Annotated in this window: 18 protein-coding genes; 13 read left to right on the top strand and 5 right to left on the bottom strand. The window is 56.7% G+C overall.

Translation table 11 applies throughout. The features are described from left to right. Positions 1–52: 52 nt before the first annotated feature. A complete protein-coding gene (locus RCCGE510_RS14035; protein WP_007630837.1) occupies positions 53–940 on the top strand; it encodes a DUF6030 family protein in 888 nt (295 codons plus the stop codon). Positions 941–965: 25 nt separating this feature from the next. Here the strand turns inward: RCCGE510_RS14035 and RCCGE510_RS14030 are convergent, their stop codons facing one another. Continuing rightward, the gene (locus RCCGE510_RS14030; RefSeq protein WP_007630835.1) at positions 966–1,340 is read right to left on the bottom strand and encodes a hypothetical protein; all 375 of its coding nucleotides are present in this window, start codon (positions 1,338–1,340) and stop codon (positions 966–968) included. Positions 1,341–1,534: 194 nt separating this feature from the next. On the opposite strand from RCCGE510_RS14030, the gene RCCGE510_RS14025 reads away from it, so the two are divergent. The 12 genes from RCCGE510_RS14025 to RCCGE510_RS13970 all read left to right on the top strand — a co-directional run bounded on the left by RCCGE510_RS14025 (position 1,535) and on the right by RCCGE510_RS13970 (position 12,791). Further along, on the top strand, positions 1,535–2,608 hold the full coding sequence (locus RCCGE510_RS14025; RefSeq protein ID WP_007630834.1) for an endo-1,4-beta-xylanase: 1,074 nt from the start codon (positions 1,535–1,537) through the stop codon (positions 2,606–2,608). A gap of 31 nt (positions 2,609–2,639) precedes the next feature. Then, the gene (locus RCCGE510_RS14020) at positions 2,640–3,791 is read left to right on the top strand and encodes a glycosyltransferase (RefSeq protein ID WP_007630832.1); all 1,152 of its coding nucleotides are present in this window, start codon (positions 2,640–2,642) and stop codon (positions 3,789–3,791) included. Next, on the top strand, positions 3,791–4,294 hold the full coding sequence (locus RCCGE510_RS14015) for an acyltransferase (protein ID WP_007630830.1): 504 nt from the start codon (positions 3,791–3,793) through the stop codon (positions 4,292–4,294). The genes RCCGE510_RS14020 and RCCGE510_RS14015 overlap by 1 nt, the downstream gene beginning before the upstream one ends. Then, positions 4,291–5,193, top strand: a complete 903-nt coding sequence (pssM, locus tag RCCGE510_RS14010) for an exopolysaccharide glucosyl ketal-pyruvate-transferase (RefSeq protein ID WP_007630828.1) — start codon at positions 4,291–4,293, stop codon at positions 5,191–5,193. Before RCCGE510_RS14015 ends, pssM begins: the two co-directional genes overlap by 4 nt. Before the next feature lie 150 nt (positions 5,194–5,343). Then, positions 5,344–6,846, top strand: a complete 1,503-nt coding sequence (locus RCCGE510_RS14005; RefSeq protein WP_037078677.1) for a lipopolysaccharide biosynthesis protein — start codon at positions 5,344–5,346, stop codon at positions 6,844–6,846. A gap of 31 nt (positions 6,847–6,877) precedes the next feature. Continuing rightward, positions 6,878–7,909: a polysaccharide pyruvyl transferase family protein gene (locus RCCGE510_RS14000; protein ID WP_007630826.1), complete on the top strand. Its 1,032-nt coding sequence runs from the start codon at positions 6,878–6,880 to the stop codon at positions 7,907–7,909. A gap of 9 nt (positions 7,910–7,918) precedes the next feature. Continuing rightward, positions 7,919–8,740, top strand: a complete 822-nt coding sequence (locus RCCGE510_RS13995; protein ID WP_007630825.1) for a hypothetical protein — start codon at positions 7,919–7,921, stop codon at positions 8,738–8,740. 81 nt (positions 8,741–8,821) lie between these two features. Next, positions 8,822–9,766 (top strand): glycosyltransferase family A protein, encoded by a 945-nt coding sequence (locus tag RCCGE510_RS13990; RefSeq protein WP_007630824.1) that lies wholly within the window; start codon positions 8,822–8,824, stop codon positions 9,764–9,766. A 23-nt stretch (positions 9,767–9,789) separates the two neighbouring features. Next, positions 9,790–10,674, top strand: coding sequence for a glycosyltransferase family 2 protein (locus RCCGE510_RS13985; protein WP_007630823.1), 885 nt, complete (start codon positions 9,790–9,792; stop codon positions 10,672–10,674). After that, on the top strand, positions 10,671–11,651 hold the full coding sequence (locus tag RCCGE510_RS13980) for a glycosyltransferase family 2 protein (protein WP_037078646.1): 981 nt from the start codon (positions 10,671–10,673) through the stop codon (positions 11,649–11,651). Before RCCGE510_RS13985 ends, RCCGE510_RS13980 begins: the two co-directional genes overlap by 4 nt. 208 nt (positions 11,652–11,859) lie before the next feature. Then, the gene (locus tag RCCGE510_RS13975) at positions 11,860–12,318 is read left to right on the top strand and encodes a glucuronosyltransferase (RefSeq protein WP_007630818.1); all 459 of its coding nucleotides are present in this window, start codon (positions 11,860–11,862) and stop codon (positions 12,316–12,318) included. Then, complete coding sequence (locus RCCGE510_RS13970; RefSeq protein WP_007630816.1) at positions 12,315–12,791, top strand: glycosyltransferase; 477 nt, start codon at positions 12,315–12,317, stop codon at positions 12,789–12,791. The genes RCCGE510_RS13975 and RCCGE510_RS13970 overlap by 4 nt, the downstream gene beginning before the upstream one ends. 38 nt (positions 12,792–12,829) lie before the next feature. Here RCCGE510_RS13970 and RCCGE510_RS13965 read toward each other — a convergent pair whose 3' ends face one another. From RCCGE510_RS13965 to RCCGE510_RS13950, 4 genes are all read right to left on the bottom strand, one after another. Beyond that, a complete protein-coding gene (locus RCCGE510_RS13965) occupies positions 12,830–13,525 on the bottom strand; it encodes an SGNH/GDSL hydrolase family protein (RefSeq protein WP_037078642.1) in 696 nt (231 codons plus the stop codon). Between the two features lie 292 nt (positions 13,526–13,817). Further along, positions 13,818–15,125 carry an HlyD family type I secretion periplasmic adaptor subunit gene (locus RCCGE510_RS13960; protein ID WP_007630813.1) on the bottom strand — a complete coding sequence of 436 codons (1,308 nt, stop codon included), beginning with the start codon at positions 15,123–15,125 and terminating at the stop codon, positions 13,818–13,820. A 15-nt stretch (positions 15,126–15,140) separates the two neighbouring features. Beyond that, positions 15,141–16,910 carry a type I secretion system permease/ATPase gene (locus tag RCCGE510_RS13955; protein WP_037078639.1) on the bottom strand — a complete coding sequence of 590 codons (1,770 nt, stop codon included), beginning with the start codon at positions 16,908–16,910 and terminating at the stop codon, positions 15,141–15,143. Positions 16,911–17,408: 498 nt separating this feature from the next. After that, positions 17,409–19,019 (bottom strand): right-handed parallel beta-helix repeat-containing protein, encoded by a 1,611-nt coding sequence (locus RCCGE510_RS13950; protein WP_007630811.1) that lies wholly within the window; start codon positions 19,017–19,019, stop codon positions 17,409–17,411. Positions 19,020–19,046: the final 27 nt, after the last annotated feature.

The raw sequence follows: 19,046 nt of genomic DNA, 5'->3' as shown, positions 1-19,046 counted from the left end.
GCTGGATTTAGACAGCCCGATCGAAACCCTTCTCGCACCGGAGAAGACAAGCTTGCCTGAGAATTCGTCGTCCGCAAATGCGAAACAGCCGCTGGGAAAACGGAAGATTCCCGTGGTCTTTTGGTTGCTGCTGACGATTTCCCTCTCGCTGGTCATGGGAACGGTGCTTCTTTCCAACGATATGAAACATTTGAAGACGGTGGGCCATTACTTTGGCTTCGATCTCTTTCCCGCTGAAGTTAAGCCGCCGCCCCCCAAAGCCCTTCCCCGCCCGACGCCCCCAGCCACCTTCACGTTTCCATTGCATATCATCGAACCGCCGGTGGCACAGACCGCATCGGCTTTTCTGCGCACATGGCGGATATCCGGGCCAGCGATGTGTGCGGCGCTGCGCAATGCCGGCATCGAAACCAGCGATTGGGCGGCGGCAAGCTTCGACGCCGGTACGTTCGAATGCTTTTTCGAGCATAGCGGCAAGCGGGAGAAGGATCAGCTTCCGAACTCCATCTTCGTCATCGTTCGCGGCGACGCCGCCGGCGCGATCAACAATATGCGGGTGAAGATCATCAATCCCGAGACGGATCAAAATGGTCAGCTCGATTCCAACATTCTGCGAATTTTCGAAACCATGTTGCGGCAACCGCAATGGCTGGATTTTCACGAGACGCTGACCGCGATCAAGAATCTAAAGGACATCAAGGAAGACGGCTTTGGAGCCAGCATCAATTTCAGCCGCGAGGTGCTCAATCCTGGGCGGTATAATTTTACGCTAGCCCTGGATGCCACGTCGGGACCCCAGAAAAGAACGAGAAACTATTTTTCCGATAGAGCATGGCTTCGATCGCCGGAGCCGACGGGCGGGACCGACCTGCGGCCGGCATCGGTATCCATTCCTGCCGATGCCAAGGCGCCTGCAGAAAGTCAGGATCATCCGCATTAAGGGGCGGAGATTATGCGCCGACTTCTCACGCCATGTAACCTGCGTCGTCGTGATGCCTGGCCAAAATCTTGTAAAGCTCTTTCAAACTGTCCGCACTCGGCCGTTCGGTGCTGTCCCCGCCCGCCAAGCGCCAGACACGCTCGACATTGAGGTCTTGCGTGACTTGCGCAAGGTCTTCGTTCAGCGAGCCAATGACGGCCTCCGATCGGCGCAGCCGCCCCGACAGCCTGACAAGCGCTGCGAACAACAGAAAAATGATGCCAATGGCGCCGAAAACGAGCGCCGAAAATTGTCGGACATCGAGAAGAAATAGATCGTTTCGAACAGTCGTCATAAAAAAAACGGCATTTTGCAATGCAATATGAAAACAGCTCACCAGATAGCTAAACCAATCTTCCATCACGAGCGCCCTCCAGAACAGTTTATACCGTGGAGCCTGCTGAGGAGTCTAGCAGATACCGACAATATCCCCTACGGCGCCAGTACATTTAGGGTTGAATTACTCCGCTGAATTGAACGCGAACGTCGCGTTGCCGACGAGCCTGGCCCTTTAAATTGGCCGCGGACATCAAAAAACCAACAGTGAGAGATAGAATGAATAGAAGACGTTTCCTCGCCTCGGTTCCGTTCGCTCTGCTGTATGCCAATGCGGGCCACGTCCTGGCACAAGGGCCTTCAGTGAAAGGGCTGCGCGCCCTTGCCGACGGCAAGGCGCTCCGATTCGGATCGGCAATCGACCTGCAAAATATCGGCGATCCAATTGCTTCCGAGATGTACATCGACAACGTCAATTCAATAACGCCGCGAAACGAATTGAAGTGGAATGCAACGGAAAAGAGGCCGGGTGTTTTCAGTTTCGAGAATGCGGACCGGATGGTTGCATTTGCACACAAAAACAACATGAGGGTTTATGGCCATACGCTAATCTGGTATCGCGTCCCGGAGTGGGTGTCTGATATCACCGACGCTAAGACGATGCAGGCGACGATGAACCGTCACATAAAACAGGTTGTCACTCGCTATAAGAACGCAATCGACGCTTGGGATGTGGTGAACGAGCCATTGGAATATGATGCGCCGGATCTGCGAGATTGTGTTTTCCGACGCCTTCTTGGAGACGACTATATCCGTATGAGCTTCGATATGGCACATGAGGCAAATCCCGGCGCAATGCTGGTGCTGAACGAAACGCATCTGGAGAAGAAATCAGACGTGTTCGAACAGAAGCGCGCGCGTATCCTGCGAATCGTCGAGGATCTCGTCGCCCGGAAATCGCCGATCAATGCGGTGGGGCTGCAGGCGCATTTCCGTCCCGGCCTCGACCGGATCGATCCGGAAGGAATGGGGCGCTTCTGCGCGGCGCTGAAGGACATGGGTATCGGCGTGTTCATCACCGAGCTTGATGCGTCCTGCCAATTCCTGAACCGCGAGAAAGGCTTTTCGCCGACGTCATACGCGGATATTTTCGGTGATGTGATCACTGTGGCGGCCGAGCGTGGCGACTTGAAAGGCGTGACAGTATGGGGCATGTCGGAAAAATACGGCGAGCGCGTTGAGAACGAAGCCGCTCCCGACGCAGCCTGCGCAAAACGCGTTAATCTTTATGACGACACCAATGCGCCGAGAAGTGCGGTTGATGGCATCAGGCGGGCAATAGAGGCAATGTGATGGGCAAGACAACGGAGACGTCGACAGATTCATGAGAAAAGCCGTTATTTACGTGGAAAAATTTTTGCCTGCCAGCCAGGCATTTGTTCTCAATCAGGCGGTAGCATTTCGTTCTTTCGAAGCTGAAATTCTTGCCGGCTCGCGAATTCCGTCCGCCCATACCAAAAAATCCACTATCCCGGTTCATGACATCCGTCGGTCTCCCATTGCACGGGCCGGTGAACTGCTGCTGAAAATTCCGCAGATCGGCCTTCCCTTTCTCTTTCCGGCGATCGGCCAAGCCGATCTCGTTCACGCCCATTTCGGCAAGAACGGTTATGTCATCGGCCCCCTGGCGCGCGCCGCCGGCAAGCCGCTGGTCACGACATTCCACGGCTTCGACGCCACCTATGGCGGTGACCCGAAAAAGCCGGGCGGCTTTAACCAGGTGCGCTTCTTCGCCAATGGCCGGAGCGAGATGGCCGGCTGGAACAGCTGGAATATTGCCGTTTCCGATTTCATCCGCGATCGGCTGCTGGCGCTCGGCTTTCGCGCCGACCGCGTCTATCGCCATCATATCGGCATCGATCTCGATCTCTTCAAAATGGAGCCGCGTCCACGAAAAAAAGGGTTGGTGGTTTCCATTGCCCGCTTCGTCGACTATAAGGGCCACCGCTTCATGATCGACGCGCTGGCACGCGTGGCCGCCGCCGGCACTCCGGTCGAATTCGTCATGGTCGGCCAGGGTCCCTTGAAGGAGGAAATCGAAGCACTGGCGCGTCGTTCCTTGCCAAGCGTCACGATCCATGAAAATCTGTCGCAGACTGAGATAAAGGATCTGCTCGCCAGTGCGGAGCTTTATCTCCACGGAAGCGTGACCCTCGATAATGGTCACGCCGAAGCTTTCGGTCTCGCCAATCTCGAGGCCGAAGCCGTAGGAACTCCGGTCGTCGCATTTCGCTCGGGAGGCGTGGGCGAAGCGATCGAAGAGGGGAAAACTGGTTATCTCGTGGAGGAGCGGGATGTCGCAGGAATGGCCGAAGCAGTCGGAAGGCTGCTCAATGACCAAGCCCTGTGGACAGCCTTCAGCGCGCGGGCACCGCTTCTGGTGGCCGAGCGCTTTGACTTACGTCGTCAGACGGGGATGCTCGAGGACTATTACAGTTCCGTGCTAGACGAATTTTCCAGCCGGGGTCGGACTTGATGGTGCAGACAGGAAAAAAGCCGAAGTGGGGACTGAACGTATTTCGGCCGCTGCGGAACGGAATTGTGAAGGCCAAATGGCTCTACTATACCAAGTTCTGGGGAATGGACATCGATCCGACGGCCAGCTTTTCGCTCAGCGTACGTTTCGACAAGACCAACCCTAAGGGATTGCATATCGGGGCGGAAACCTATGTCGCCTTTGAGGCGGCGATTCTGACTCACGACCTCACGCGCGGGCTCTATCTTCACACGAGAATCGGCAGACGCTGCTTCATCGGCGCCCGCAGCATCATTCTGCCCGGTGTTGAAATCGGCGATGAATGCGTCATCGGCTCGGGCTCGGTGGTGACCAAGAGCGTTCCGCCGCGCTCGCTCGTCGCGGGCAATCCGGCAAAGATAATCCGCAGCGACATCGAGATCATTTCGCGTTACGGACGCATGGCACGCGAAGACGAGACGGTTTCGATCGTCAAGCACTTGCCGACTGGAGAAGCACGATGAAGATGTTTGCCTACCGTGGGAAACACGAGAATTTTGGCGACGAGCTCAACCATTGGCTCTGGGAGCGTCTGCTGCCCGGCTTCTTCGACGATGACGAAGGTCAGCTCTTTCTCGGCATCGGTTCGATCCTCTACGACAATTTCGATCCGAACATGCAGAAGATTGTCTTCGGCTCGGGTTATGGCGGCTACACCAACCCGCCGAAAGTCGATCGCAACTGGACATTCTATTTCGTGCGCGGAAAGAAGACCGCCGAGATCCTCGGCATCGAGCCGAGCTACGCCATCGGCGATTCTGGCATCCTCACGCGCAGCTGCTGGGATGCAAAAAGCGTCGAGAAGCGGTATCCCGTCTCGTTCATGCCGCATTATGAAAGCGCTATGTACGGCAGCTGGGATAAGGTCTGCGATCTCGCTGGTATACACTATATCGATCCGCGCTGGTCGGTGGAGAAAGTTCTGACCGAAATCAGCGCATCACATAAAGTCGTCTCGGAAGCGATGCATGGCTGCATTATATCGGACGCGCTGCGCGTTCCTTGGCGGGCGATTCGCCCGATCGCGCCGGGAAACAGAGCCAAGTGGTACGACTGGGCGAGTGCGCTTGATCTGGAGATCGATTTCGACCCGATCGGCCCGTCGAACCTCGTCGAAGCCGGAGCCTCGCTGGTTCGGAAAAATACCTACCTATTGAAGAACGTAACATTCCGTCACCGCCGGATCCGCCAGCTGACCGGAAATTATGTCTTCGGATCGACCGTCAAGACGTTGCAGCGAGTGGCAGAGAAGCCGGGCCAGCTCAGCACGGATGATGCTATTGTAAGAGCACACGAAAGAATGCTGGTCGAGCTGAACCGGCTGAAGCAGGATTTTTCCAGGAAAACGGCAAGCGCCCTTTAAGGTCGCAATCGCTTTCGTGACGAGGCAATAAAGCATGATGCTTTCTAACTTCATCAATACCCTCTGCGCCGGCAAGGAGCACAAGTGTTTTCGGCGGGGGCTCAGCCCGTTTCAATGCTCGGAGTCCTCGACGTACGGAGCCGCTCGCTCATGAAGAATGTAGCCGACCGCATGATCCGGGGCAGCATATGGCTGAGTCTGTCCCGCGCTATCGTCAACGCGCTTTCCGCGCTCAGCACCTTTGTGCTGGCGTGGTACCTCGTGCCGTCCGACTTCGGTCTTGTCGCGATCGCAACAACGATCCAAGTCATCTTGAGCTCCGTCACCGAACTTTCGCTTGGACAAGCGCTTATTCGCCATGAATCTCCCGGCGAAACTCACTTCAGCGCGGTTTGGACATTGAGCGTAACAAGAAGCGCGATATTGGCGCTGGTGTTTGCCGCTAGCTCCTATCCGATCGCCGAGTTTTATGATGAACCTCGTTTGACGAGCGTAATGCTTGCCTTGAGTTTCAGCCTGCTCCTGAGCGGTCTCGCCAATCCACGCCGCGTCATGCTCCAACGCGATCTGATCTTCTGGCAGGAGTTCGTGCTGAACGTCTCGCAGAAGCTGGTTGGTTTCGTCGTGACGGTGGCAATTGCCGCCATCTACCAGAGCTATTGGGCTCTCGTCATCGGCACCCTTGCCTATCAGGTGACGAATATCATCGTGTCCTATACCGTATTGCCGTTCTGGCCGCGCATAACCTTCCGCCATGCCCGCGAATTGTTTTCCTTCTCGGTCTGGCTGACGGCCGGACAGATCGTCAACACGCTGAACTGGCGGATCGAATATCTGCTGATCGGTAAGATGCTGGGCGCCACACAGCTTGGTCACTATACGGTCGGCAACACTCTTTCGACGCTGCCGACGCGCGAGGCTACCGCGCCGTTGAACCAGACGATTTATCCGGGCTTTTCGAAGGTCCGCAACGACCCGGTCCGGCTTGTCGCAGCCTATCAGCGCGCACAGGCCCTGATGGCTGCGGTGGCGCTTCCGGCCGGAATCGGCATGGCTGTTGTGGCTGATCCGATGATGCGGCTTGCCTTGGGAGAGAAGTGGGCTCCTGCGATCTTCATTGTGCAGGCGCTTGCATCGGTCTTCGCCCTGCAGACCCTTGGCTCGCTCGTCCAGCCGCTGGGCATGGCGAAGGGCCATACCAAGATGCTGTTTATCCGCGACACGCAAATGCTGGTGGTTCGCATTCCCATCATCATCGCCGGCCTCATGATGGCCGGGCTTCCGGGCGTCGTTTATGCGCGCGTGCTGACGGGTCTGATTTCCACCGTTGTCAATATGCTTCTCGTCAAACGCTTGATCAATCTACCGTTCTTCCAGCAGCTCGCGGCAAACTTCCGCGCGCTTGCCAGCGTGGCCCTGATGGCCGCCGGCATCTGGGGATTGTCGCATATCATGAGCGCTCCCGTCGACAAGCTGGCCTTGGCCCTTCACCTAGCCATTCTGGTCATCACAGGCGGTATTCTCTATGTCGGTTCCAGCTTTGTCCTTTGGCTCGCAATGAACAAGCCAAATGGCCCGGAAACCGAAGTTCAGCGTATCTTTGCCAAGTTCCTGTCAAAAGCCAAACGCATTGCCGTTCCCAAGTCGGCTTAAAACTAAAACGAACATCAACAAGTGAGGCAGAATGACCAGCCTATCCAGATCTGAGCTGATCGCAAAACTCAATGGCATGATCCATGATTGCCTGAAAGACTATGTCTCGCGCGACGAACCGCTCGCGATCTTAGACTTCCCCGACATCCGCAATTGCGGCGACTCGGCGATCTGGCTGGGGGAGATGGCCTATCTCAAGGATCGCTTCAACAAGCGCCCGGACTATGTTTCCAGGCTGTATGACTTCTCAGCCGACGAGTTGAAACGCCGAGTTCCCACAGGCCCGATCTTCATTCACGGCGGCGGCAATTTCGGCGATATCTGGGTTGCCCACCAGGATTTCCGCGAAGCGATCATGGAGCGTTTTCCCGATCGGCAGATCATCCAGTTCCCGCAGTCGATCCACTATAGTTCGCCTGAGCGCATCGAGCAGTCCAAACGGGCAATCGGTCGCCACAAGAATTTCGTTCTGCTCGTGCGCGACGAAGAATCGAAAGAATTTTCCGAGAAACACTTCGACTGCACCGTGCGGCTATGCCCCGATATGGCTTTCGCCATCGGCTCGCTTTCGGATAGGGCGACACAGATTCCCGTTCTCGCCATGCTGAGAGAGGACGCAGAACGGGTCGGCGGCACCGATCGCAACATTCCCTCCGACATTCCTGTGGAAGACTGGATCACGGAGTCGAAACGGAAGGTGGATATCGCCAAGAAGCTGGGAGTGGCGTCGGCCTATCTCGCTTTGAAGCCAAGCGAAGTTGCATTGCGGAGGCTGGACGCTGCTGCGCACAACCGTTTCGAGCGCGGCATCAGTCAGATCTCGCGCGCTCGCGCAATCGTCACCGATCGTCTGCACGTCCATATTTGCTCGTTGTTGCTCGGCCGCCCACACGCCGTGCTGGACAATAGCTACGGAAAAATTCGCCGCTTCATGAGTGCTTTCTCCGGCGGAACGGATCTTTCATACAAGGCAACCTCGCTTGACGACGGGATCGAATGGGCGCGTCATCAGGCCGCGAAGAACCATGCCAATCGAAATGAAGCCGTGAGCTTGCGGGCGTAGGAGAATTCGATGCCACTTGTCACCTTCATTATACCGGTCCGGCATCAGGACAATGCCCGCGATTGGAGCAGGCTGAAAGCAAATCTCACCCAGACCGTGGCCTCCATTTCCAACCAGACCAATGGGGACTGGCGGGGAATCATCGTGGCAAACGAAGGGGCCGATCTGCCTGATCTGCCGGAAAAATTTTCCGCCTTGCGCGTGACCTTTCCGCCAAACGACCTGCATGAGCTTGGAAAGGGCAGCAAGGAAGACTTCCTTGATGCCTTCCGGGCTGACAAAGGTCGGCGTGTTCTGAGCGGCATGTTGAACGCCACCGACAGCCGCTTCTTCATGATTGTCGACGATGACGATTTCGTCAGTTCTCGAATCGTGCAACATGCATCCGAAAATCGGGACGCCAACGGGTGGACGATCGACCATGGTTACATCTGGGACGATGGCGGCAATTTCCTGCTTGGCCATGATGACTTCAGCCATCTCTGCGGCACATCCTTGATCGTTCGTGCCGATCTCTACGATCTGCCGAACCGATTTGAGGATGCTTCGCTCGACTGGATCAAGTCGATGCTTGGCAGCCATGTCCGTATCGCGAAAATTCTGGCGCAACGCGGGGCGCCGCTTGCGAAACTTCCCTTTCGTGGGGCGGTCTATCGGGTTGCCCATGGCGGATCGCACAGTCAGGCGCCAAGCCTGCTGCGACAGTATTTCCTGAACCGCGGCGTGCTCACCAAACCGCGGCGCTGGTTGCGCAATCTTCGTAAGCTGAGGGTGCTCGGCGAAACCCATAGGCGCGAATTCTTCGGCAAAACGCGGTCGAATCCAGCGTAAAACCCGTTCACTTGAACATCGCACAGGCAGTCAAGATATGAGGCTTTTCGCTTTCGACTTCACCAAGAGGATTGGCAATTGATGTCGGATCTATTCGTCAGCGTACTCTTTTCATCCTACAATGGCGCCAGCCGCCGGTTGCGCCACACTTTGGATTCCTTGGTGCGCCAGGAGCTTCCCCATGACCGATGGGAATTGATTGCTGTCGACAACAACAGCAATGACGACACGTTTGATGTTTTGAAATCCTATAGCGACAAGCTCCCGATCATCGTCCTGCAACAGCACAAGCCCGGAAAGTCCGGCGCGCTGAACTTGGCTTTGGATCGGGTGAAGGGAGATCTGGTCGTTTTTACGGATGACGATATTCGCGCCGAACCAAATTGGCTGAAGGCGATCGTCGACTGCGCCACTGCCCATCCGGGCTATGGCGTCTTCGGAGGCAGAATCGTCCCTGATTGGGAAAAGGAGCCAAAGGCCCGCTTTATCGAGTGGATTCCAATGGGATCCACCTTTGCGATCGTGAATGAAACGCAAAGCGGACCGTGCGACCCGACAAAGGTGTGGGGCCCCAATACGATTATTCGACGTGAGCTGCTTGGACCTAGCGTGCGCTACCGAGAAGATATCGGTCCTCTTCCAGGTAAGATATTTGCCATGGGCGAAGATGCGGAAATCATCATTCGTTTAGCGGCAAATGGCGCCAAATCCTATCGATGCGCCGAAGCCGTGGTTCATCACTGGATTCCGGCAGCAAGTGTTACAGAGGACTGGGTGCAAAAACGCGGCGAGCGACTTGGTTATGGCATGCCGGCACTCTTTCCCGACGAAGTACCTGGAGGGGTAAGGCTAAGTGGAGTTCCACTTCCGACCTGGATCGAAAGCGCGCAATGGGCATTGCGGGCAGCCGCGCTTTATCTCTTGCCGCAATCGAAGAAGCGTTTCTGGGCTATCTGGAAATATTACTACATGCGTGGGTATCGTGCTGGAATTCGCCGATATGCGCCTCAGACGCTGACGCGGTGATCGATTGTCCAGGAGGCGATAATTTGAAACTCTCGGTGCTCATCAATAATTTCAACTATGGTCGCTTCTTGCGCCCATGCATCGATAGCGTTCTGTCGCAAGCCTATCCCGACTTCGAGGTGGTGGTGGTCGACGACGGATCGACCGACGATTCCCGTGAGATTCTTGCCTCCTACGGGGAGCGGATTCTGACTATATTGAAGGAAAACGGTGGTCAGGCCTCCAGCTTCAATGCAGGTTTTGCGGCGGCAAGCGGCGATATCCTCTTTCTCCTTGATGCCGATGATACGTTCTTGCCCGGCAAACTCGCACGGATCGCCGAAATCTACGATCGCAACGAGATCGACTGGTGTTTCGACCGGGTGACGACCGAGGAAAGTGACCAGCCTCCTGCGGAGCTTCAAGTGACGCTGTTCGACAAGCGGCACACGCTTCGCAATGGCGGTTTTCCTTCACTTCCGGTTCCGACATCCGGTTTGAGTTTCCGCCGCAGCCTGCTGTCCCAGATATTGCCGATGTCCGTCGCGACCGACGTCGTTCTCAGCGACAATTATATCAAGTTTGCCGCAGCCTATCTCGGCCGCGGCGCCATCGTCGAAACACCGCTGACGTTTCAGCGCATTCATGCCTCAAACCGCTATACGGGCACTAGCAGGGCAAAGACGCTGCGCCCGCGGATCATGATCGCGACGGGGATGGAACTGGCACGCCGCTACGACGGGCTTCAGGCGCTTGGCAAGAGCCTGGTCGCCGGCGGCATTGCCGAAACGACATCGCTGCTGAAGCTCCGGAGCAAAGCGCGCAACACGGTGGCGGGTGGTCCGTTCGGCAATAATGCCGCGACCGAATTGGCCTTGATGGCGGCGCGCAAGCGCTTGGGAAATATGCTGCGGAGGGGACAGTCGTGAACCAGCAAGAAACTTTCCCGCATTCAACTAGCAACGTCGACATGGGCGCAGCGCCGTTGAAGATCGCAGTCGGCGTGCTGACCTATCGGCGTCTGGACGGGATCGCCAAGCTGCTTGACGTCATGACGCGCCAGATCAGGCACCCTGCCCGCCCCTATCATCTCACCATGGTGATCGTGGACAATGATGCGGCCGGCAGCGCCAAGGCAACGGTGGAGAGCTTCGGCCAGACAGGCGCCTACGATCTGATCTACGTCGTTGAGCAAAACCAGGGCATCCCCTTTGCCCGCAACCGCGCGCTGGATTCGGCACCTCCAGGCACCGACCTCTTCTGCTTTCTCGACGATGACGAATGGCCGGTCGACGGCTGGCTGGACGCTATGCTGGAGACCCGCGAGAAAAACCGCGCCGATTGCGTCTACGGCCCCGTTCAGCCGGTCTATCCCGAAAACCCACCGGAATATTTCATCAAGGCGAGGGTATTCGAGCGCAAGAAGAACGTGGACGGCCAGCGTATCGGTTATGCGGCTTCCAACAACGTCATGTTCGACTATCCCCTGATCCGCTCATGGAATCTTCGTTTTGAGGAGAAGATGCGCTTCACCGGCGGCACGGACTATCTTTTCTTCAATCAGGCCATCCGCCGCGGCATGCAGGTTTTCTGGGCTGACAAGGCCCTTGTCTATGACATCGTTCCCGCAAACCGAATGACCTGGAAATGGGTGTTGCAAAGACAGTACCGGCTGGGCAATACCTTCGCAGTCAGCGAGGTTCTGCATGGCAACCTCAAGCGCCGGATTTACCGCGCCGCCTATGGCGGCACGAGGGTCGTGCTTGGACTGGTCATGCTGCCGGCGATCTTGATTTCACCCTACTGGGGCATGCGGGCTCTCACCCATGTTCTGCGCGGCGCCGGCATGGTTAACGGAATTTTCGGACATGCCTATCAGGAATACAAGCCCAATGCCGCCCTCTGATATTGTTTGCGGAAGCGCTCTTGGAGAAATTCTGGCTCCTACTATGTTTCGACCTACATCATTAAGCGTAGCGGCATTGATCAAGTTCAAGACTTCAACCAACAGGCCCAAGGATGGTACGCTTCTATTGAACTATCATGAAACAAATGCTGTTTGAACTAGATGGTTTTAGCTCTTGCCGTCGGTCAAATATAGGAGATGCCTGTCTATGACTGAGAAAAAATTGAAGGTTCTCGCTGCCTCCTCGGGAGGCGGCCACTGGGAGCAGCTGATGGCCATGCGGAGCGCGTTCGAGGGCTGCGATATCGTATTTGCAACGACCATCCCGGGGCTGCTTGCCAAATACGACATTCGCGACGGCCTGGTCCTTCCCGATTGCAGCCGCGACTCTATTACCATGTCGATCCGGTGCTTTTTCAGCGCCTTCGCCATCGTTATCAAACACAAGCCCGACGTCGTCCTCTCCACAGGAGCTGCGCCCGGCCTTTTTTGCCTGCTTGCTGGCAAACTGACGGGCAAGCGGACGATCTGGATCGATAGCGTCGCCAATGTCGAGAAGCTGTCCCTATCGGGAAAATTGGCGGGCCGTATCGCATCGCTCTGGCTCACGCAATGGCAACATTTGTCGCGGCCGGATGGCCCCCACTACGCAGGAGCTGTCCTTTGATCCTCGTCACCGTCGGAACGCAGCTGCCGTTTGACCGCCTCGTCAAGGCGGTCGACACTTTCGCGAACGAACTTTCCAAGCCGGTTCTGGCGCAAATCGGCAAAGGCACCTACACGCCACAGAATATGAAATGGATCAAGAATATCGAGCCCGCGGACTTCGATAGGGTCTTTTTCGATGCAAGCGTTATCGTCTCGCATGCAGGTATTGGCACGGTGCTGACCGCAAAACGTTTTGGAAAGCCGATCATTCTCGTTCCCCGGCAGGCGTCGCTTGGCGAGCATCGAAACGACCATCAGCTTGCCACCGTCGGCCAGCTGGCGGGCCGACCGGGCATCTATGTCGCGCATAGCGACGAGGATCTCAAAAACTATCTTCTCGACGATCTGGACAGTCCCTCTCACGAGGATCCGTCAGAGATTGGACGGACTTCGCTGGTCACCTACCTTAAAGGCTATCTGGCGGCAGTCTGACCCACACCCCGCAGCTCTATCGGCAAAACAGGGATCTTTCATTCTTTGCAATTGCCGGCGGAGATATGTTTGACAAGTTCCGGCACGATGATTTTGGAAGCAATGTCGGGCAGCGGATGGGCACCATCAGGAATCGCTGCGGCCAGATCCCCCGACGTCAGACGCTGCCAGTTGGGCCGGTGGTCGACAAACTCCAGACCCCGTTTCTGCGCCTCCGCCTCATGGGCGGAGATGTAGCTGCCGACAAAGGGGCGGATAAGGCTACGCAGCCCCGAAAACGGATTCATCGCCATGACGATGATCCGCGCCTGCGGCAGGCGCTGCCGAAGCCGGTCGAGGATATCGCCGATATCCTTTCGGCTTTGCGCAAGCGACACGAACCGCTGCAATGCCGCATCGTTGGCGTAAACCTCGATCAGTACGATATCCGGCTGCTCGGCAATAACCCGATCGATCTGGGTGAGAGCCCATAGCGACGTCTCGCCGCTTTTTGCAACGGTCGCGACCTTTACAGGCCTTTGCAGGCAGGCTGCAAGTCCGGTCTCGAGAGACCTTTGCCACCCCCCGCGGGCCGTCAAAGATGTTCCGAAAGCTACTATTTTCATCGACGGGGAATTTCCGGCATAACCGCTGTCGGGCGCTGAGAGCATCACCAGACACGCCGAAAGCAAAAGCCATCCATAGGCCGATCGTCTCTCAGATGGCACTGCGCTCCAAAGCCGCAAACGTATCATGGAGAAACCATATCTGGGCGGAGCCCATCGGTCACGCGTCCTTCCTTGAACTAATGCATGTCGCCGGGAAGTGTGCAGCGGTACCCGGATAACGACATGCATAAAACAAGGAGCCAAAGCGCGCCGAATGGATCAAGTTACATACGACGCGCTTTAAGCTGCAGCAGGCTCGAAACAATTTCCTGAAGTCGACCACTCATGCCGGCTTTGACGCCGCGATGACTTCATGTGGCCTGGCGGATCGGAACCGCCATAATGTCAGGACGCTCACAATCACGCGGTCCACCCGCCATCACTCCTCACGAAACACGTGCTGCATCTGATCGGTCAGCGGCTTCGTCAGATAGGAGATGACGGTCCTGTCGGCGATCTTGATAAAGACTTCCGCCGGCATGCCGGGATAGAGCTTTATCGACTTCAGCTTCGCGATGCTTGCAGCCTCCGGCTTGACGCGAAGGGGATAATAGCTGATGCCCGTCCGCTCATCCTTGACGATATCAGGCGCAATCGAAGTGATCTCGGCGCGCACATCAGGCGTCGTGCGCTGATCAAAGGCGCTGAAACGCAGATCGACGGACTGGCCGACGTGAACCTGGTCGATATCGCGGGTGGCGACTTTCGCTTCAACCGTAAGATCGTCATTTTCCGGAACGACGAGCATCAGCGTCTCACCAGGATTGATGACGCCATTGACCGTGTGAACCGAGAGTTCGTGAACGCGCCCACTGAGCGGCGCGGTAATGTCGAGGCGGCGCAGCTGATCGACAGCGGTTCCGCGGCGCTCCTCATTTTCGGCGATCTTCGCCTCAACGTCAGTGAGTTCCTTTGCGATCTCCGAACGACGGTCCTCGTCCAGCTGGATTGCCTGGCGATCGATCTCGATTGCCTTGCCTTCGGCCTCCGCCTTTGCAGCGATTTCCTGGCCGCTGTTACCCCGCAATTCGGCGCGGGCGCGCTTGAGTGAATTCAAACGCTGGAGCGTGACCAGCCCCTTCTTGTAGAGCGTATCGACGCCCTCGAGCTCCTGTTCGATCAGGCCGAGGGAATCATTGGTCGCGTCGATCTGAACGACCAACCCCTTGATCTGCTCGGCCAGCTGATCCTTGCGCGACGACAACTGGCTCTTCATTCCGATCAGCGCCGATCTGCGGCTATCGAACAACTTCGTCTCGCCATCGAGCAGGTCCCGCGCGGCGGTGCTGGATGTCAGATCACTGATGTTTTCCTCGACATCGAATGACCCGGCGTCGATCCGTTCGGCCTTCAGGCGGGCACGGCGCGCGTAAAGCTGAGCGAGTGTGCTCTCGACGATCGAGAGCTGTGCTCTTGTCGTCGTGCCATCAAGCTGTATCAAGACCTGTCCAGCCGTCACATGATCATTTTCGGAAACCAGCAGTTTCGATACGATGCCGCCGGTCAGGTGCTGGATCTTCTTGACATCGCCATTGACGACGACCACGCCCTCGCCAATGACGGCGCTCGAAAGCTCTGTCGTTGCTGCCCAACCGCCAATGCCGCAAACGAGAGCTAGCGACAACACGCCGACAATAGCGACATGACGATTGAGGGAGCGCTTGGATTCGCTGATAATCTTGCTCAAAATCTTCCCTCCGGCCTATTCGGCCGCATTCATGCCGTCGACAACGACTTTAAGCTGAGCTACGCGCTCGGCAATCGGCGTACGGGCTGCTGCTTCCGGTCGGCTGACCCGTGCCAGAACTTCCTCCTTGGGACCGAATGCGATCATCCGGCCGTCCTGCATCATCAAGACGAAGTCGCACACCGCCAGAACGCCGGATCGATGTGCGATGACAACGACGATGCCGCCGCGTGCGCGCACGCTCATGATCGCCGCACTCAACGCACGCTCGCCTTCTTCATCGAGATTGGAGTTCGGTTCGTCGAGGACGACGAGGAAGGGGTCCGCGTAAAGCGCTCTTGCAAGGGCGATACGCTGTCTCTGGCCTGCCGAAAGCGCCGCCCCCCCTTCACCGATCTCGGTCTCGTAACCATTCGGCAGACGAAGAATGAGATCGTGAACACGCGCCGCCCTCGCCGCGGCAACCACGGTCTCAGGCGACATTTCCTTCGCGAAACGGCAGATATTCTGGGCGACGGTCCCCGAGAACAGTTCGACGTCCTGCGGGAGATAACCGATGTGGCGGCCAAGCGCGTCGCCATCCCATTGGTCGAGTGCTGCGCCATCGAGGCGGATGGATCCCCTGGCGATCGGCCAGATGCCCATCATCGCCCGCGCCAAAGAAGACTTGCCCGAGGCGCTGAAGCCAATAACCCCAAGTGCGCTTCCTGCTCTCAGCCCGAAGCTGACATCGGAAATGACCAGGCGTTGGCCGGCCGGCGGCCCGCTTGCCAAGCCCTCGACCGTAACCTGCTTGGACGGTGCCGCAAGCGCGAGCGGGGCCGGAATTTCCGGAATGGTTTTCAGCAGGTTCGCAAGCCGCCCCCAGCTTTGCTGGGCCGAAACGAACCCGCGCCAATTTCCGATCGCTGCTTCCACAGGGGCCAGCGCGCGAGACGTCAGAATAGAGCCCGCGATGATAATGCCTGAAGAGGCCTGTCCCTGAATGACCAGGATCGCGCCGGTTGCAAGCGTTCCAGATTGCAAGGCGATACGGAAAATCTTCGAAAGCGTCGCGTATCCGTTCCCGACATCCGATGCTTGCCGGTTGATGGTCCTGTATTCCCTATTCTTGCTTTCCCAGATTTCAGCCATGGTGCCCGCCATGCCCATAGCGTGAATGACCTCGGAATTGCGGATCGAGGTCTGCGCAAAAGCATTTCGCAGATTGGCGGCGTCGGACTGCCGTTTTGAGACCGTACGCGTTCCCTGATTGGTCAAGAACGTCAGGATGGCCAGAACCAGCGATCCACCAATCGCGATATATCCGATCGCGGGATGAAACAGGAAGCAGATCACGATATAGAAGGGAAGCCAGGGCAAATCGAACATCGCCGTCGGGCCCATGCCGGACAGGAAGGTTCTGATCTGGTCGAAATCGCGCAGCGGCTGAAGCCCGTCCCCACCGATTTTGACCTTCAACGGCGCCTTGATCAGCGCCCGGAACACACGCCCATTCATCATCTCGTCGAGCGCACCGGCAACGCGCACGAGCATTCTGCTTCTGAGAACTTCGAACGCTCCCTGGAAGGCGTAAAGGGTCAACGCAAGTATTGCCAAGGCAGCCAGCGTCGGTATGCTTTTGCTTGGGATGACTCTGTCATACACCTCAAGCATGAAAAATGAACTCGTAAGGTAAAGAATATTGATAAGCGCGCTAGCTATACCAATGAAGATAAGCCCTCCTTTACACTTCCGCAAGGCTTTGGACGGCTCGCTGACATCGGTTGCTGCACTCTGAAACACGAAATAATCCTCTCCTACCACATCGCACACAAGCCCAATAGGCGAGCGCGCACTGCAGCTACGGGTCCATCAAGCCCGATCAATGACATGACTGCATTTGGACCCTCGGCACCGGTGCCGAGTTCCGCTTGCAGTCCACAGCCTATTATATGAATCCCACCGAAAAGTGACCAAATAAAATCCAATTTATCGCGAGTGATTTCAGGGGTTCCATTGTTAAAGCTACGCCAGATATACCGGCCTAGGCAAGTGAAAATCGCAAACCGCCCAATTACGGCTCAAAGCGATGATCGTGTCGCGCGCCATAGACTCGATGCTTACTCTGGCGTTAACTATAAATTTAAACTATAGTTCACCCTGCTTATAAGCGGCTGAAATATTTTGTCATCGATTCTTTAGCCCATTCCGATAGCCGGCAACAATTCATTATTGAACGTTGAAGCCGAAAACCTCAGTCGGACGATGACAACCGTCCGACGCTCTCTCCCGTTGGCTGCTTCAGATCAGCAGGTGCGCGGCCTGGCTGGAATGGAGTGCATCGACATTGATGTACACACCGAGCGAGTCCGTATCGATGTGCGAAGCGCCGTCAGAAATTTTGTACTGGAAGGATTCGCTGACGTTGCCGCTGAGACCGGCGAGTTTCGTCACGTCTACCGTATAGGTGTAATCGCCATCGCTCTCGACATGGATGACCCCGTATTTCCCGGTCAGCGTCAGGCCATGCTTATCGACTGCGCTGTCACCGAAGCGGCGGAGCAGCACGGTTCCGTTAACAGCATTGTCGTTATCAAGTAGATTGCCGTGATAGGCGCTGCCAGTGTCGGCCGAAATCTTCAAGTTGTCATGGACCGCAACAATTTTCGGCGCGGCGACTGCGGGCGTTGCCGTCGAGGGTGCCGAGACGCTTGTTTGCGGCTGCGCCGGCATTTCCGGGGGGGGCTCGACGACCGGTGCCGTAGTGGTCGACTCGTGGGCGGGTGACGCATCGCCACTCGTGCCGCCGGCGACACTGTCCAGCTCCGCCTGCGCCTGCTCCATCGTCTTATTGTCATCGATTGAGAAGGTGTTCTGGGTGGCGATTGTCACGGGCATCGTCAGCGTCGACACTTGGCTGTCTATTATATTGGCATGGAAAGAACCTGATGCAGGCCTGTCGACCTTAAGCGCCGACGAGGACAGGTCGTCGAAGACATTGTCATGGATATCAATATTCGCGCGGACGTAGTTTGGGTAGCCCGCGGCACTAATCGACACGCCCCATACGCCGTCATGAATATAGTTTCCACTGATATCATAGTTCGATGCATCGCCCTGATCGCCAAGGCCGATGCCGAAGGACCAGCTGTAACCGCCATATCCCGAGATGTCATTGTCGTGAATGGCGATATTCTTGCCTGCGTTAGCCCCTATCCCAAAACCGCCGCCGATCAGCGTATTATCCTCGATCACGGCATTTACAGGCCGGACAAGCGCCAGGATACCCTTTGCGCTGTTGGTCTCCGTCTGCTCTAGGTGATTGCCTTTGATCAGAATGTTGCTGCTGTCGTTCAATTGAATGGCGTCTGCCGCAGCACCCTGGCTGTTGGTGATTACGTTGTTGACAATAGTCACGCCGCTGACTTTTTCCATCCAGATGCCATCGCCATTCACCCCCACGATCTTGCTGTTCTCGATGGTAATGTTCTGGCTGCTCTGGAAATTGACCGAACCGGGTTTGCCGGCAAGTCCCGTATTTGACACCTCGACGTTGCGGACGGTCCAGTTCCAGACATTTCCGGCGTATATCGCCGCGCCGCCGGCGTCGGCGATCTTGATGTTTTCGACAACGATGTTCGAAGCCTTCGAACCATGGATGCCGTCATTGCTGCTGTGAATGACCGGCGCGTCGCCAAGACCGTAGCTGCCAATCGTGATCGGAGCCGTGACGCTTCCGGAGTATTTCAAGTCGAATTGTTCATTGAACACGCTTCCGGCAGCAAGCAGCACCTTGTCGCCCGGGCTCAGCCTCAGGGACTCGACGGCGGACAATGTCGCAAAAGCGGAATTCTCCGTGGTCCCGTTATTGTGGTCGGATCCTGTCGCTGAATTCACGAAGTAGACGGTCATGCTCTGATCTCCCGGAGGTAATGGAAA

The organism is Rhizobium sp. CCGE 510 (genome assembly GCF_000292525.1).
Classification (GTDB): Bacteria; Pseudomonadota; Alphaproteobacteria; order Rhizobiales; family Rhizobiaceae; genus Rhizobium.
This window is presented reverse-complemented; position numbering and strand designations above follow the sequence as displayed.

Coding starts and splice junctions, on each gene's coding strand:
- RCCGE510_RS14030 (WP_007630835.1), bottom strand. CDS start 1,340: ATGGAAGATTGGTTTAGCTATCTGGTGAGCTGTTTTCATATTGCATTG.
- RCCGE510_RS14025 (WP_007630834.1), top strand. CDS start 1,535: ATGAATAGAAGACGTTTCCTCGCCTCGGTTCCGTTCGCTCTGCTGTAT.
- RCCGE510_RS14020 (WP_007630832.1), top strand. CDS start 2,640: ATGAGAAAAGCCGTTATTTACGTGGAAAAATTTTTGCCTGCCAGCCAG.
- RCCGE510_RS14015 (WP_007630830.1), top strand. CDS start 3,791: ATGGTGCAGACAGGAAAAAAGCCGAAGTGGGGACTGAACGTATTTCGG.
- pssM (WP_007630828.1), top strand. CDS start 4,291: ATGAAGATGTTTGCCTACCGTGGGAAACACGAGAATTTTGGCGACGAG.
- RCCGE510_RS14005 (WP_037078677.1), top strand. CDS start 5,344: ATGAAGAATGTAGCCGACCGCATGATCCGGGGCAGCATATGGCTGAGT.
- RCCGE510_RS14000 (WP_007630826.1), top strand. CDS start 6,878: ATGACCAGCCTATCCAGATCTGAGCTGATCGCAAAACTCAATGGCATG.
- RCCGE510_RS13995 (WP_007630825.1), top strand. CDS start 7,919: ATGCCACTTGTCACCTTCATTATACCGGTCCGGCATCAGGACAATGCC.
- RCCGE510_RS13990 (WP_007630824.1), top strand. CDS start 8,822: ATGTCGGATCTATTCGTCAGCGTACTCTTTTCATCCTACAATGGCGCC.
- RCCGE510_RS13975 (WP_007630818.1), top strand. CDS start 11,860: ATGACTGAGAAAAAATTGAAGGTTCTCGCTGCCTCCTCGGGAGGCGGC.
- RCCGE510_RS13965 (WP_037078642.1), bottom strand. CDS start 13,525: ATGATACGTTTGCGGCTTTGGAGCGCAGTGCCATCTGAGAGACGATCG.
- RCCGE510_RS13950 (WP_007630811.1), bottom strand. CDS start 19,019: ATGACCGTCTACTTCGTGAATTCAGCGACAGGATCCGACCACAATAAC.